Below are 14,511 nucleotides of genomic sequence, written 5' to 3' on the forward strand. Positions count from 1 at the left end.
TGCCCGCCATTCAATTATTTGTTATTTACAATTATTCAACAGATCCTACTGGTGCTTCTTCATCAGCGCTCGGTAAGATATTAAGCGCGTCTGCTGGTTGAAGGTCTTCATCTTCATCCATGTCACGAAGCTCAATTTCTTCGTCGTCAATTGTTAGCATTTTCACATCTAAACCTAAACTTTGAAGTTCTTTAATTAATACTTTAAATGATTCAGGTACGCCTGGTTCTGGAACACTTTCACCTTTAACAATTGCTTCGTATGTTTTCACACGACCTACAACGTCATCGGATTTAACTGTCAAGATTTCTTGAAGAGTATAAGCAGCGCCATAAGCCTCAAGAGCCCAAACTTCCATCTCACCGAAACGTTGTCCACCGAATTGAGCTTTACCACCCAATGGTTGTTGCGTTACTAATGAGTATGGTCCTGTTGAACGTGCGTGAAGTTTATCATCAACCATGTGAGCAAGTTTGATCATGTACATGACACCAACAGAAACTCGGTTATCAAAAGGTTCACCTGAACGTCCATCATAAAGAATTGTTTTACCATCGCGGTTCATACCCGCTTCTTCCATTGTTTCCCAAACATCTTCTTCATTGGCACCATCAAATACTGGTGTTGCCATGTGAACGCCTAAGTAGCGAGCTGCCATACCTAAATGTAGCTCTAATACTTGACCGATGTTCATACGTGATGGTACACCAAGTGGGTTTAACATGATATCAATTGGTGTGCCGTCTGGAAGGAATGGCATATCTTCTTCTGGAAGAATACGAGAAATTACACCCTTGTTACCGTGACGTCCGGCCATTTTATCCCCTACGCGAATTTTACGTTTTTGAACGATATATGCGCGTACAAGTTGGTTAACGCCTGGAGGTAATTCGTCGCCATCTTCACGATTGAAGACTTTAACATCAAGAACAATACCGCCTGCACCATGAGGAACACGTAGTGATGTATCACGTACTTCACGTGCTTTTTCACCGAAGATTGCATGTAATAAGCGTTCTTCAGCTGTCAATTCAGTTACACCTTTAGGAGTTACTTTACCTACAAGGATATCTCCGTCATGAACTTCAGCACCAATACGGATAATTCCACGTTCGTCAAGATTGCGTAATGCTTCTTCACCAACATTCGGAATATCACGAGTGATTTCTTCAGGTCCTAATTTAGTATCACGAGCTTCTGATTCATATTCTTCAATATGAACAGATGTATATACGTCATCTTTAACAAGACGTTCACTCATGATTACAGCATCTTCATAGTTATAACCGTTCCAAGTCATGAAGCCAACTACTACGTTACGGCCAAGTGCTAGCTCGCCACATTCCATTGAAGGACCATCAGCAAGAATATCACGTGGATTTACGCGGTCGCCAACTTTAACAATTGGACGTTGGTTATAACTTGTACCTTGGTTAGAACGAATGAATTTCTGTAATTTATATTTAGTTAAGTCGCCTTTTACTTCTTTACCGTCGATTTCTTCAATACGACGGATGTGAATAGAGCGAGCTTCAACATGTTCAACAATACCTGGGTATTTTGCAACTACTGCAGCACCAGAATCACGTGCATCTACGTGTTCCATACCAGTACCAACGAATGGCGCTTCTGGATTTAATAATGGAACAGCTTGACGTTGCATGTTCGCTCCCATTAGAGCACGGTTAGAGTCATCGTTTTCTAAGAAAGGAATACATGCTGTCGCAGCAGAAACAACTTGTTTTGGTGATACGTCCATGTAGTCAACGTTTTCACGTTTGAATATAGTGTTATCCCCACGGAAACGACCTACAACTTCTTCTTTAGCAAATGAACCATCTGGATTTAAGATTGAATTCGCTTGTGCTACTACGTAGTTGTCTTCTTCGTCTGCAGTTAAATAATCGATATGGCCAGTAACTCGGCTTGTTTCAGGATCAACGCGACGGTAAGGTGTTTCGATGAAGCCAAATTTATTCACTTTCGCGAAACTTGAAAGTGAGTTTATTAAACCAATGTTCGGACCCTCAGGAGTCTCAATTGGACACATACGACCATAGTGCGAGTAGTGAACGTCACGTACTTCGAAACCAGCACGTTCACGAGTTAAACCACCAGGTCCTAAAGCTGATAGACGACGTTTGTGCGTTAATTCAGCTAACGGGTTTGTTTGGTCCATGAATTGAGATAATTGGGAACTACCAAAGAATTCCTTGATAGAAGCAATTACTGGACGAATATTGATTAATTGTTGTGGAACAATAGATTGTGTATCGTTAATCGACATACGTTCACGTACAACACGTTCCATACGAGATAAACCGATACGGAATTGATTTTGTAATAATTCACCTACAGAACGTAAGCGACGATTACCTAAATGATCTATATCATCTGTGTTACCAACACCATATAGTAAGTTGAAGAAGTAAGATACAGATGCAATTACGTCAGCAGGAGTGATATGTTTCACTTCTTCTTCTACGTACGCATTACTGATTACTTTAATTTCTTTTTGCGCTTCGTCATTAGGTGCATAGATTTTAATTTCTTGAATTAAAACGTCGCCCTCTAAAACGCCTGCAACTTTAGACATCGTTTGGAAACCAATGCCCTTTTCTAAATGTGGAATTAAGCGATCTAGTACACGACGATCGATTAAAGTTCCAGCTTCAACTAAAATTTCCCCTGTTTCAGGATCAACTAGTGTTTCTGCCACTGTTTGATTGAATAAGCGATTTTTAATATCAAGCTTTTTGTTCATTTTATAACGACCAACATTAGCTAAATCATAGCGTTTTGGGTCAAAGAAACGTGAGTACAAGAGATTTTTAGCGCTTTCTACTGTAGGTGGTTCACCTGGGCGTAGACGTTCATAAATTTCTAACAACGCTTTCTCAGTACTTTCAGTGTTATCTTTTTCTAATGTATTACGTAAATATTCATTATCACCGATAAGCTCGATGATTTCTTGGTCTGAAGCAAAACCTAATGCACGTAAAAGTACTGTTACAGGTAATTTACGTGTACGGTCGATACGAACATAGACAACATCTTTTGCGTCTGTTTCGTACTCTAACCATGCTCCACGGTTAGGAATAACTGTTGCGCCGAAGCCTTTTTTACCGTTTTTATCTGTTTTATCGTGATAGTATACACTTGGTGATCTAACTAATTGTGAAACGATAACGCGTTCTGCGCCGTTGATAACGAAAGTGCCAGTTTCAGTCATTAGTGGGAAATCACCCATAAATACTTCCTGTTCTTTCACTTCGTCTGTTTCTTTGTTGTGCAAACGTACTTTTACACGTAATGGTGCAGCGTAAGTAACATCGCGTTCTTTACATTCATCGACATCATATTTCGGTTCTCCGAGACTGTAGTCGACGAATTCAAGTGAAAGATTCCCTGTAAAGTCTTCAATCGGTGAAATATCGCGGAACATTTCACGTAAACCTTCTTCAAGAAACCACTCGTTAGATGCGGTTTGAATCTCAATTAGATTCGGAAGTTCCAGCACCTCATTAATACGCGCAAAGCTTCTACGCTGGCGGTGTTGTCCGTACTGAACTAGTTGACCTGTCAACTCATTCACCCCTCAATAAAGCGATAATAGGTCTTTGCGAAATCATACAAATGGTGTATGATATCGAAAGACAAAAAGAAAACGAGTTCGTTAAAGAGCTCATTTTCGATTAACCAAACATAACTTTGAAAAGTCTAACCATATTGATATAGTTTTTATACAAAAGGACAGACGTATTCAAATTAATATTTTTGCATTTTATTATAATATCACAGCTAATTTGTCAAGTCAATCTATAAACTTTAACAGATTATTTTTTCGCCTTGATAATCCAATAGCCTTTTTTCTTCTCTACCACTGTTACTTCAGTAAATTTTTCTTCCAAGTGCGCTATTGTCGATGGTGCACCTTGCTTCTTCTGAATAACTATCCACAACTCACCGTTATCCACAAGTTTTTCAAAAGCTTGATCATAAAAACGGAAAATTGTATCTTTTCCCGCGCGAATCGGAGGATTTGTCATTACGACAGCGACTTGTTCTTCTTGAACAGCGGAAAGTCCATCGCTCTCAAAAACCTGCACATTTTGTACCCCGTTTACCTCAGCGTTTTTCTCCGCTAATGAAACCGCACGTTCGTTAACATCCATCATATGAATGACCCGTTCAGGATAACTTTTTGCAATAGACAAGCCGATCGGACCGTAGCCACAGCCCACATCCAAAATACACCCTTCAACATTAGGCATTTCAAAACTATCAATTAACACACGGGAGCCAAAATCTACTTCGCTTTTACTAAAAACCCCTGCATCTGTTTCAAATATAAAAGAAAATCCCCTAAGAGTGAATTTCCATTTACTCGGATTACTTCCGACTTGAGGTTTTTTCGAATAATAATGTTCTGACAAGAAAATGCCCTCCATCACGTAAAATGAAGAAAAAGCTCGTCATAATTGACGAGCTTTTTTCAAATAGAAAGTAGAAATTATTTAACTTCTACGCTAGCGCCAACTTCTTCAAGTTTAGCTTTGATTTCTTCAGCGTCAGCTGCAGAAACGCCTTCTTTAATAGCTTTAGGAGCGTTATCTACTACTTCTTTAGCTTCTTTTAAGCCAAGACCAGTGATTTCACGTACCACTTTGATTACTTTAATTTTTGATTCGCCTGCAGAAGCAAGAACTACATCAAATTCAGTTTTTTCTTCTACTGCACCAGCAGCAGCACCAGCAGCAGCTACAGGAGCAGCAGCAGTAACACCGAATTCGTCTTCGATTGCTTTTACTAAATCGTTTAATTCAAGAACTGTCATAGCTTTGATAGCTTCTAAGATTTGTTCATTGTTCATTATAATTTCCTCCTATACGGAATATTAGTTTTGTTTGGCATATTATGCCGAGAAGATTAAGCTACGCTTAAAATTAAGCGCCTTGCTCTTCTTTTTGTTCTGCAACAGCTTTTGTTGCAAGAGCGAAATTGCGTACTGGTGCTTGAAGCACAGATAATAGCATAGAAAGTAGACCTTCGCGTGATGGAAGTTCTGCCAATGCTTTAACATCTTCAGCAGATGCAAATGTACCTTCGATAAGACCAGCTTTGATTTCAAGTTGTTCGTTAGCTTTTGCAAAGTCGTTAATGATTTTAGCAGGAGCAATTACATCTTCAGTTGAGAATGCGATTGCGTTTGGACCTGTAAGGAATTCATTAAGTTCTTCTTGTTCAACTTCTACAGTAGCACGGCGTACTAAAGTATTTTTGTATACTTTAAATTCAACACCAGCTTCGCGTAATTGTTTACGTAGTTCTGTTACTTGAGCAACAGAAAGGCCACGATAGTCAACAACCACTACGGATGCAGCGCTTTTGAACTTGTCAGCAATTTCTTGAACGACAGCTTGTTTAGCTTCAACTGCTTTGTTCATCTTGACACCTCCTATAAGAATGGGTCATTTATACCAACAAAAGAAAAGCCTCCTGTCTATGTAGACAAAGAGGCGGAAAGTCATCATCTTAAATAAGAGTCTGAGTTCCTTTGTCCTCGGTAGGATAATTAAGCAATTACTTGCCCCTACGGTCTACGGTACAAATGGATGATTCACAACGTTGTACATCATACCAAAATATGATGTCATTTGTCAATCAAAAATTATTTCGCAGCAACTGAAGTAGAAGCATCAACTTTGATTGATGGTCCCATTGTAGTTGTTACGTGTACTGATTTCATGTAAGTACCTTTAGCTGCAGCAGGTTTAGCTTTAATAATTACATCAACAAGAGTTGATAAGTTTTCAGCTAATTTATCAGCTTCGAATGAAGCTTTACCGATTGGAGCGTGAACGATACCAGCTTTGTCAGCACGGTATTCAACTTTACCAGCTTTGATTTCAGCGATTGCTTTAGCAACGTCGAAAGTAACTGTTCCAGTTTTAGGGTTTGGCATTAAGCCTTTTGGTCCTAATACGCGACCTAATTTACCAACTTCACCCATCATATCAGGAGTTGCAACGATTACATCGAAGTCAAACCATCCTTGTTGGATTTTAGCGATATATTCAGCATCACCAGCAAAGTCTGCACCAGCTGCTTCAGCTTCTTTAAGTTTTTCGCCTTTAGCGAAAACTAATACGCGTTGAGTTTTACCAGTTCCGTTTGGAAGTACTACTGCTCCACGGATTTGTTGGTCATTTTTACGTGTATCGATATTTAAGTTAAATGCTACTTCAACAGTTGCGTCAAAGTTAACAGTGCTTGTTTTTTTAGCCAATTCAACTGCTTCTTGTACAGAATACACTTGAGTACGGTCTACTAATTTAACTGCATCTTGCAGTTTTTTACCTTTTTTAGCCATTATAAATTTCCTCCTTGATTGTGGTTGTAGCGGAATAAACCTCCCACGAATAAAGGCTGCGAGTTTCAAATATCACTATTAGAAACATTCGCAACCCTCAAAAACAATACTTCTATCAAGTAATGGGATTAGTCTTCGATAACAATACCCATGCTACGTGCAGTACCTTCAACCATTAACATAGCTGCTTCAACTGTTGCAGCGTTAAGGTCTGGCATTTTAGTTTCAGCAATTTCGCGAACTTTATCGCGTTTCACTGTAGCTACTTTTTTACGGTTAGGTTCACCTGATCCTGATTGGATACCAGCTGCTACTTTAAGTAAAACTGCTGCCGGCGGAGTTTTTGTAATGAAAGTGAATGAACGATCTTCAAATACAGAAATCTCTACTGGAATGATTAAACCTGCTTGGTCCGCAGTACGAGCGTTGAATTCTTTACAGAACCCCATGATGTTAACACCTGCTTGACCTAATGCAGGACCTACCGGTGGCGCTGGGTTTGCTTTACCAGCTGGGATTTGAAGTTTTACAACTTTAATAACTTTTTTAGCCACGAGACACACCTCCTTAAGTCCGTGATGTGGTAATTGGGTTGCCCCTCCCACTCAATATCTGTCTGTCGGCTTATTCCGATAACATTAAAAATAAAAATGCCAGTCCATAATAAATTGACAGTCTGACCTTAGAAATAATATCACTTTTAACATTCTAAGGCAAGTATAATTGTCAATTATACTTTTAACACTTGATCGTAGTCTAATTCCATTTTAGTTTCACGACCGAACATATCAATAGTTACTTTGACTTTTCCTTTATCAGCAACAATCTCTTCGACCTTACCTTGGAAATGTGCAAACGGTCCTTCTAACACTTCAACTAAATCGCCAATAGAGAAATCGATTTCAAGTGATTTTTCTTGCATACCCATTTGTTTAAGGATGAATTCAACTTCTTCAGGTAATAATGGTGTAGGTTTTACTCCACCGCCTGATGAACCAATAAACCCAGTAACACCTGGTGTATTACGAACTACGTACCATGCATCGTCTGTCATGATTAATTCCACTAGTACATAACCAGGGAATGTCTTACGCATATATTCTTTTTTGCGGCCATCTTTAACTTCCGTCTCTTGTTGTTCAGGAATGATAACTCGGAAAATTTTATCTTGCATACCCATTGTTTCAACACGTTTTTCTAGGTTTGCTTTAACTTTATTTTCATAACCAGAGTAAGTATGAACTACATACCAATTTTTTTCCATAATAGATAGGACTACTCGTCCTTCCCTCCTTCGCTAAAGGCAAATGAAAAAACCCGTTACAGATCATTCACGGGCCATTTCAAAAATATTAACATTAATTCAATCATAAATCCAAATACATGCGGAATAATTTAGAAATACCTAAGTCTACTAACATGAAAAATGCAGCCATGAAAAGTAAAGTTGAAATAACAACAATTGTGTATTTCGTAAGTTCTTTACGCTTAGGCCAGCTTGTTTTTTGCATTTCCGACATAACACCGCGGAAAAAGTTACTAATCTTACCCATCTAACTAACCCCCGAATAAAATCATATATACAAAGCGAATCGTATTATCTAGTTTGTTTATGTAATGTATGTTCATTACAGTGAGAACAATATTTTTTCAGTTCCATCCTTGCAGTTGCACTGTCTTTAGATGCAGGAAGTGAATAGTTTCTTGAACCACACTTTTCACAGCTAAGCACGACTTTTTTTGCCATTTTATCACCTTTTCGGCATTTGTCCTTATAAAGACTAACACCTATCACAAATACTGTCAACTTGCCTACAGCTAGCATTCTTGCAATCATTCAATATCTAAATGCCGTTCTAATTTCCGTTTTACGCGTTGTAGGGCATTGTCAATCGACTTCACATGCCTGTTCAATTCAGCAGAAATTTCGTGATAAGATTGTCCATCTAAATAGAGTGCCAACACCTGACGTTCGAGATCACTTAATATTTCGCCAATTTTTTCTTCCATGTAGCTAAATTCTTCACGATGAATGATAAGCTCCTCTGGATCGTCGACAACTGAACCCGTTAACACGTCCATTAATGTGCGCTGGGATTCTTCATCAAAAATTGGTTTGTCCAATGAGATGTATGAATTAAGTGGAATATGCTTTTGTCTAGTTGCAGTTTTTATTGCAGTGATGATTTGACGTGTAATACAAAGTTCCGCAAATGCTTTGAAAGAAGATAACTTATCTCCTCTAAAATCGCGAATAGCCTTATAAAGTCCAATCATACCTTCTTGCACAATATCCTCTTTATCAGCACCAATGAGAAAATACGACTTCACTTTCATACGAACGAATGATTTATACTTCGTAATGAGGAAGTCTAACGCTTCACTATCACCACTATGGACCATTCCCACTAGCTCTTCGTCGGTATATTGCTCATATTGTTGTTGCTGCTTCAAGTGTAAATGATCGCTAATAATCAATAGTATCACTCCAATTGCGCTAGCATTGTTAAAAACAGTATAACGGAATTGGAAAATATGAGTCAATCATTCATTTTATTTCCTCTTCGCCATAACTCAAACTTTGCAGCAATATCATCTCTTAATTGTATCTTAGAGCTGGGCTTTTGCACTTGAATATCTCTTACGGTTTGCGTGATTTTAGATTGCGTAGATTGCATTTCAATTTCTAATTCTCTAGCAGATTTTCTTAATGCCCCATGCCCGAAAATGACATTTTGTTCTGTCATATCAGATGTCGCTACATAAATACGAACCCTTTTACTAATTAAAGAAGCAGTGAGCTTTTCAATTCTTTCATCCGCAGTTTCTTTAGCCCTTGTATAAATAACTTCTACGTCATGCTGCACGTTTTTTGTTTCAATTCCCGGCACGAGATACGCGTCAAAGATAACAATGACGCGCCAGCCAGAATACGCCTTATACTCTGCCATCATTTCTACCAGTCGGTCTCTCGCATCTATTAGCCTTTGCTCTTTTAATTTTCTGAGTTCTTCCCAAGCACCAATAATGTTATAACCATCAACCAACAGTATATTCATGGCATTCACCTTAAACTTCTTGGCGTTTACGCAATACTTCGTACATCAATAAAGCAGCCGCTACAGATGCATTTAGCGATGTTACATGACCAACCATTGGTAAATTATACAGGAAATCACATTTTTCCGTTAGTAAACGACTCATACCTTTTCCTTCACTGCCGATAATGACAGCTAGTGGCAAAGTCGCATCCATTTTACGATAGTCGGCTGAGCCTTTTGCGTCTGTTCCCGCGATCCAGACACCGCGTTTTTTCAACTCATCTACTGTTTGCGAAAGGTTATTGACACGTACAGTTGGAATATGTTCTATCGCACCTGTAGATGCTTTCGCTACAACAGCAGTCAAACCTACTGCTCGACGTCTTGGAATGATAATGCCATGTGCTCCCACAGCATCCGCAGTTCTCATAATAGAACCTAAATTATGTGGGTCTTCTAATTCGTCAAGAATAAGGAAAAATGGATCTTCACCACGGCTTTCTGCCAATTTAAATAAGTCATCTAATTCAGCATATTTATAAGCAGCAACAGATGCCACTATCCCTTGGTGATTAGCATCTGTTAACTGATCTAATTTTTTCTTCGGTACGAATTGCACGATAATTCCTTGTTCTTTAGCTAATGCAAGAAGTTCTGTCAAGCTACCGTGCTGAACACCTTCTGCAATCCAAATTTTATTCATCTCTCTTGCTGCACGAAGTGCCTCTAATACCGGGTTCTTCCCGGCAATCATCTCATTTGACTGTTCTTCCGTCATTCTTTGATACTCCTTTTGATTCTTCAATGATATCAATTGTATATTGAATTATTTCATTTACCCGATCCATTTGACCTGTTAAATATAAGCTGCCAATTACAGCTTCATACGCAGAACTATAACGATATGTTTGGACATCGGTATTCTTTGGTACCGAACCAGATTTTGCATTTCGACCGCGTTTTAGGACTGCCATTTCTTCTTCTGAAAAAAACTCTTCATCCATCATTCGATGAATGACACTTGACTGAGCCTTTGCAGATACATAATGCGTTGCCTCTTTATGAAGAATATTCGGTTTGACGCGTCCAGAGCGTAATAGATGCTCACGTACCGCGATTTCCAGTACAGCATCTCCCATATACGCCAGCGCCAATGCATTTAACTGTTTTACATCTTGGTTACGAAGCTCACCCACTGCCATTAACCTCGTTTCCATCTAATGCCTTGGCGTGTATCCTCTAAAATAATATTCATCTCTTTTAGTTGATCACGAATTTCGTCAGCACGTTTAAAGTTACGATCCTTACGCGCTTGTATACGTTCTTCAATAAGCGCATCGATCTCTTCATCAAGTAGTTCTTCTGCTACGTCTAATTCAATTCCGAGCACATCAGCTAACGTACGTAAAGTATCAGCAAATTTCGTCAATACTTCTTCATTCGTATTTTGTTCAAGTAAATATTTATTGGCAGTTGCTGATAACTCAAATAGCGCCGCAATTGCATTCGCAGTGTTAAAGTCATCATCCATAGCAATTTCAAACTGTTCTTTTACTTCAGCAATATTTGCTAACCACTCGTCTTTTTCTTCTCCTAAATTAGCTGTTGCAGTTAGTCGATGTTGCAAGTTGTTGTAAGAAGTACGGATACGCTCTAATCCTGCAGCTGCAGCTTCTACTAAATCTTGCGCAAAGTTAATTGGGTTGCGATAGTGTACTGATAGTATAAAGAACCTTAAAACTTGAGGGTCAATTTGCTTGCGAATATCATTTACAAGAATGAAGTTGCCAAGGGACTTAGACATTTTTTCGTTGTCAATATTAATATAGCCATTATGCATCCAGTAACGCGCAAATTGCTTACCTGTATATGCCTCAGATTGAGCTATTTCGTTTTCATGGTGTGGGAATGTTAAATCTTGCCCACCTGCGTGGATGTCAATAGTATCACCAAAATGCTCATGTACCATTACAGAACATTCAATATGCCAGCCAGGTCTACCTTGGCCCCATGGACTTTCCCAGAAGATTTCACCTGGTTTAGCGGCTTTCCAAAGAGCAAAGTCCAAAGCATCTTCTTTTTTGTCACCAGTTTCGATGCGGGCACCAACTTTCAAATCATCTACAGACTGATGAGAAAGTTTTCCATAGCCTTCAAATTTACGCGGACGATAATAAACATCCCCTTGAGATTCGTAAGCATAACCTTTTTCAATTAAAACAGCGATAAATTCAATAATTTGATCCATATGCTCCGTAACACGTGGATGTGAATCTGCTTTTTGGCAACCTAATGCTGTAATATCCTCAAAATAAGCTTGAATAAAGCGATTTGTTAAATCTGATACATCTTCACCAAGTTCATTTGCCGCTTTAATAATTTTATCGTCTACATCAGTGAAATTTGATACATACGTAACTTCAAAACCTTTATAAGTTAAGTAACGGCGCACTGTATCATATACAATTACAGGACGAGAATTCCCGATATGAATGTAGTTATAAACAGTAGGACCACATACATACATTTTCACTTTTCCTTCTTCAAGTGGTACGAAATCCTCTTTTTGTCGAGTTAATGAGTTAAAAATTTGAACACCCATTGTAATTTACATCTCCTTTTTGCTTAGTCCAATCTGTTGTTGGAGTTCTTCTATTTTCCGTTCTAACGTAGAACAACGATCTTCTACTGGATCTGGAATATTTTGATGATCTAGTTTTTGTTTCTTCTCTACTTTGATACCGTCTTGAATGACAATTTTCCCTGGAATGCCAACTACTGTAGCATTGGGTGGTACAGCTTTTAACACAACAGAACCTGCACCAATTTTGCTATTTGCACCAATCGTTATTGAACCAAGCACCTTTGCACCCGTTGCAACAAGTACATTATCTTCTAGTGTTGGGTGACGTTTCCCTTTCTCTTTTCCTGTACCACCAAGTGTAACCCCTTGATATAAGGTAACGTCATTGCCAATCTCACATGTCTCTCCAATAACAACACCCATTCCATGGTCAATAAAGAAACGGCGACCGATTTTGGCACCTGGATGAATTTCAATCCCAGTGAAAAATCTACTTACCTGAGAGATAAAACGTGCCATAAAGTAAAATTTCCTCTTGTAAAAAGCATGTGCGATGCGGTGTCCCCAAACCGCATGCAAACCAGAATAAGTTAGCACAACTTCCAAGGTGCTTCGTGCAGCAGGATCATTTTCAAAAATCGTCGCAACATCTTCCCTTATAGTTTTGAACATATATTCAAAGCTCCCCTCTTTTTTCAAAATAAAAACGCCTCTGCCCTATAGGACAGAGACGCTGGATATGCGCGGTTCCACTCTGGTTGGAAGCATCTAAAGAAATACTTCCCGCTTAAAGTCTATAACGGTGACTTACCGACTAAGCCTACTTAAAGTTCAGCTTAGTGCTCAGAGGTGCATTTCTGTATTACATTGGCTCAGACCACTTTCAGCCGGTGATGGTCCTCTCTAAAGAGCTTGCTCTACATACTTCTCCTCTTCAACGCTTTTTTATCGATAGTAGCTCCATTTTACAATGAAGCTGGAAAAAAGCAAACTAAATTACTTGATAAATTGTTCGACACGTTTAATGACAGTTTCTTTACCTAGTAATGCTATTGAGTTTGGAAGTTCTGGACCATGCATTTCACCTGTTGTAGCCACACGGATTGGCATGAATAGGTTTTTACCTTTGTGACCAGTTTCCTTTTGCACTGCTTTAATCGCTGCTTTAATAGCCGTTGGTTCGAATTCTTCTAAAGCCTCTAATTGTACTTTGAATGAAGCCATTACTTCTGGAACTTGTTCACCGGCTAATATTTCTCTTTCTTCTTCATTGTATGCAAGTTCCTCCGTAAAGAACAATTGAGATAACTCAACAATTTCAGCACCGAAGCTCATTTGTTCATGATAGAGGCCGATCAAATCAGATGCCCAAGCATGTTGTTCTTCAGTTAACTCAGCTGGTAATAGACCTGCTTTTTGTAAATGAGGTAATGCCAGTTCTACTACTTTTTCTTGAGATAATTTTTTAATATATTGGTTGTTCATCCACGTTAATTTTTGTTTATCAAACATAGATGGAGATTTTGAAAGACGTTTTTCATCAAATAGGCGGATGAAGTCTTCTTTAGAGAAGATTTCTTCTTCGCCTTCTGGTGACCAGCCTAATAAACCGAAGAAATTAAACATCGCTTCTGGTAAATAACCAAGATCGCGATATTGCGAAACAAATTGGATAATAGATTCATCACGTTTTGATAATTTTTTGTGATTTTCATTAACAATTAAAGTCATATGACCGTAACTTGGAGCTTCCCAACCAAACGCATTAAAAATCATTAATTGTTTCGGTGTATTTGATAAATGCTCTTCACCGCGGAATACATGAGTCATTTCCATGAAGTGATCATCTAATACAACTGCATAGTTATATGTTGGAATTCCATTTGCTTTGACTAGTACCCAATCACCAACATCTTTAGATTCGAACGATACCTCACCTCGAACTAAATCATCGAATTTGTATGTAACTCCCTCAGGAACGCGCATACGGATTGTGAACGCTTCACCAGCAGCTTCTTTTGCTGCAACTTCTTCAGCAGATAAATGACGGCATTTCCCATTGTACATTGGAGCAGCTACACCATTTGACTTTTGTACTTCACGATCAGCTTCTAATTCTTCTGATGTACAGAAGCATTTATAAGCCATACCTTTTTCAATTAATTGATGAGCATGGTCACGATAGATGTCTAAACGCTCCATTTGGCGATACGGCGCATAAGGTCCACCGATATCAACTGATTCATCATACTCCAAACCTAACCATTTTAAGTTATCTAATTGAGAAGCTTCGCCACCCTCGATATTACGCTCGATATCTGTATCTTCAATACGAACGATAAAATCTCCGTTATGGTGTCTTGCGTATAAGTAGTTAAATAAAGCTGTACGTGCGCCACCAATGTGTAAATGTCCTGTTGGGCTTGGTGCATAACGAACACGAACTTTTTTAGTCATGATATAATCCTCCTAGTTTTCCTGCAAAAATTCACTTCGTTCATTTTACCACTGCA

At 38.7% G+C, this 14,511-nt stretch carries 16 protein-coding genes and 2 other annotated features; all 16 genes read right to left on the reverse strand.

The features are described from left to right. Positions 1-31: 31 nt before the first annotated feature. The gene (rpoB, locus tag MHH98_RS21265) at positions 32-3,595 is read right to left on the reverse strand and encodes a DNA-directed RNA polymerase subunit beta (RefSeq protein WP_179078273.1); all 3,564 of its coding nucleotides are present in this window, start codon (positions 3,593-3,595) and stop codon (positions 32-34) included. 241 nt (positions 3,596-3,836) lie between these two features. Continuing rightward, the gene (locus MHH98_RS21270; protein ID WP_038179042.1) at positions 3,837-4,436 is read right to left on the reverse strand and encodes a class I SAM-dependent methyltransferase; all 600 of its coding nucleotides are present in this window, start codon (positions 4,434-4,436) and stop codon (positions 3,837-3,839) included. A gap of 77 nt (positions 4,437-4,513) precedes the next feature. Next, entirely contained in the window at positions 4,514-4,873 is a 360-nt protein-coding gene (gene rplL, locus MHH98_RS21275; RefSeq protein ID WP_038179034.1) for a 50S ribosomal protein L7/L12, read from the reverse strand. Between the two features lie 73 nt (positions 4,874-4,946). Further along, complete coding sequence (gene rplJ, locus MHH98_RS21280; RefSeq protein ID WP_038179033.1) at positions 4,947-5,447, reverse strand: 50S ribosomal protein L10; 501 nt, start codon at positions 5,445-5,447, stop codon at positions 4,947-4,949. Between the two features lie 32 nt (positions 5,448-5,479). Beyond that, positions 5,480-5,624, reverse strand: a sequence feature (ribosomal protein L10 leader region). 47 nt (positions 5,625-5,671) lie between these two features. After that, positions 5,672-6,373, reverse strand: coding sequence for a 50S ribosomal protein L1 (gene rplA, locus MHH98_RS21285; protein ID WP_038179031.1), 702 nt, complete (start codon positions 6,371-6,373; stop codon positions 5,672-5,674). Between the two features lie 128 nt (positions 6,374-6,501). Next, a complete protein-coding gene (rplK, locus tag MHH98_RS21290; protein ID WP_038179029.1) occupies positions 6,502-6,927 on the reverse strand; it encodes a 50S ribosomal protein L11 in 426 nt (141 codons plus the stop codon). A 176-nt stretch (positions 6,928-7,103) separates the two neighbouring features. After that, positions 7,104-7,637 (reverse strand): transcription termination/antitermination protein NusG, encoded by a 534-nt coding sequence (gene nusG / locus MHH98_RS21295; protein ID WP_038179027.1) that lies wholly within the window; start codon positions 7,635-7,637, stop codon positions 7,104-7,106. Positions 7,638-7,740: 103 nt separating this feature from the next. Further along, positions 7,741-7,926 (reverse strand): preprotein translocase subunit SecE, encoded by a 186-nt coding sequence (gene secE, locus MHH98_RS21300; protein WP_038179025.1) that lies wholly within the window; start codon positions 7,924-7,926, stop codon positions 7,741-7,743. 44 nt (positions 7,927-7,970) lie between these two features. Beyond that, a complete protein-coding gene (gene rpmG, locus MHH98_RS21305; protein WP_038179187.1) occupies positions 7,971-8,120 on the reverse strand; it encodes a 50S ribosomal protein L33 in 150 nt (49 codons plus the stop codon). 86 nt (positions 8,121-8,206) lie between these two features. Continuing rightward, positions 8,207-8,851: an RNA polymerase sporulation sigma factor SigH gene (gene sigH / locus MHH98_RS21310; RefSeq protein ID WP_179078272.1), complete on the reverse strand. Its 645-nt coding sequence runs from the start codon at positions 8,849-8,851 to the stop codon at positions 8,207-8,209. 62 nt (positions 8,852-8,913) lie between these two features. Next, on the reverse strand, positions 8,914-9,432 hold the full coding sequence (locus MHH98_RS21315) for an NYN domain-containing protein (protein ID WP_038179024.1): 519 nt from the start codon (positions 9,430-9,432) through the stop codon (positions 8,914-8,916). A gap of 10 nt (positions 9,433-9,442) precedes the next feature. Beyond that, positions 9,443-10,192 carry a 23S rRNA (guanosine(2251)-2'-O)-methyltransferase RlmB gene (gene rlmB / locus MHH98_RS21320; RefSeq protein WP_038179021.1) on the reverse strand — a complete coding sequence of 250 codons (750 nt, stop codon included), beginning with the start codon at positions 10,190-10,192 and terminating at the stop codon, positions 9,443-9,445. Further along, on the reverse strand, positions 10,170-10,616 hold the full coding sequence (locus tag MHH98_RS21325; RefSeq protein WP_038179019.1) for a Mini-ribonuclease 3: 447 nt from the start codon (positions 10,614-10,616) through the stop codon (positions 10,170-10,172). The genes rlmB and MHH98_RS21325 overlap by 23 nt, the downstream gene beginning before the upstream one ends. Continuing rightward, positions 10,616-12,016 carry a cysteine--tRNA ligase gene (gene cysS, locus MHH98_RS21330; RefSeq protein WP_038179017.1) on the reverse strand — a complete coding sequence of 467 codons (1,401 nt, stop codon included), beginning with the start codon at positions 12,014-12,016 and terminating at the stop codon, positions 10,616-10,618. Before cysS ends, MHH98_RS21325 begins: the two co-directional genes overlap by 1 nt. 6 nt (positions 12,017-12,022) lie before the next feature. Then, positions 12,023-12,670, reverse strand: a complete 648-nt coding sequence (cysE, locus tag MHH98_RS21335) for a serine O-acetyltransferase (RefSeq protein ID WP_038179016.1) — start codon at positions 12,668-12,670, stop codon at positions 12,023-12,025. 51 nt (positions 12,671-12,721) lie between these two features. Next, positions 12,722-12,945: a binding site (T-box leader), on the reverse strand. Between the two features lie 49 nt (positions 12,946-12,994). Beyond that, a complete protein-coding gene (gltX, locus tag MHH98_RS21340; protein WP_038179013.1) occupies positions 12,995-14,455 on the reverse strand; it encodes a glutamate--tRNA ligase in 1,461 nt (486 codons plus the stop codon). Positions 14,456-14,511: the final 56 nt, after the last annotated feature.

Source organism: Viridibacillus sp. FSL H8-0110, from assembly GCF_038003565.1.
In the GTDB taxonomy this organism is placed as follows: domain Bacteria; phylum Bacillota; class Bacilli; order Bacillales_A; family Planococcaceae; genus Viridibacillus; species Viridibacillus arenosi.

What these genes read in the sequence shown, in the direction of transcription:
- cysS (WP_038179017.1), bottom strand. Translation starts at nt 12,016, where the DNA reads ATGGGTGTTCAAATTTTTAACTCATTAACTCGACAAAAAGAGGATTTC.
- secE (WP_038179025.1), bottom strand. Translation starts at nt 7,926, where the DNA reads ATGGGTAAGATTAGTAACTTTTTCCGCGGTGTTATGTCGGAAATGCAA.
- rplA (WP_038179031.1), bottom strand. Translation starts at nt 6,373, where the DNA reads ATGGCTAAAAAAGGTAAAAAACTGCAAGATGCAGTTAAATTAGTAGAC.
- gltX (WP_038179013.1), bottom strand. Translation starts at nt 14,455, where the DNA reads ATGACTAAAAAAGTTCGTGTTCGTTATGCACCAAGCCCAACAGGACAT.
- nusG (WP_038179027.1), bottom strand. Translation starts at nt 7,637, where the DNA reads ATGGAAAAAAATTGGTATGTAGTTCATACTTACTCTGGTTATGAAAAT.
- MHH98_RS21315 (WP_038179024.1), bottom strand. Translation starts at nt 9,432, where the DNA reads ATGAATATACTGTTGGTTGATGGTTATAACATTATTGGTGCTTGGGAA.
- MHH98_RS21325 (WP_038179019.1), bottom strand. Translation starts at nt 10,616, where the DNA reads ATGGCAGTGGGTGAGCTTCGTAACCAAGATGTAAAACAGTTAAATGCA.
- rlmB (WP_038179021.1), bottom strand. Translation starts at nt 10,192, where the DNA reads ATGACGGAAGAACAGTCAAATGAGATGATTGCCGGGAAGAACCCGGTA.
- rplJ (WP_038179033.1), bottom strand. Translation starts at nt 5,447, where the DNA reads ATGAACAAAGCAGTTGAAGCTAAACAAGCTGTCGTTCAAGAAATTGCT.
- rplL (WP_038179034.1), bottom strand. Translation starts at nt 4,873, where the DNA reads ATGAACAATGAACAAATCTTAGAAGCTATCAAAGCTATGACAGTTCTT.
- cysE (WP_038179016.1), bottom strand. Translation starts at nt 12,670, where the DNA reads ATGTTCAAAACTATAAGGGAAGATGTTGCGACGATTTTTGAAAATGAT.
- rpmG (WP_038179187.1), bottom strand. Translation starts at nt 8,120, where the DNA reads ATGGCAAAAAAAGTCGTGCTTAGCTGTGAAAAGTGTGGTTCAAGAAAC.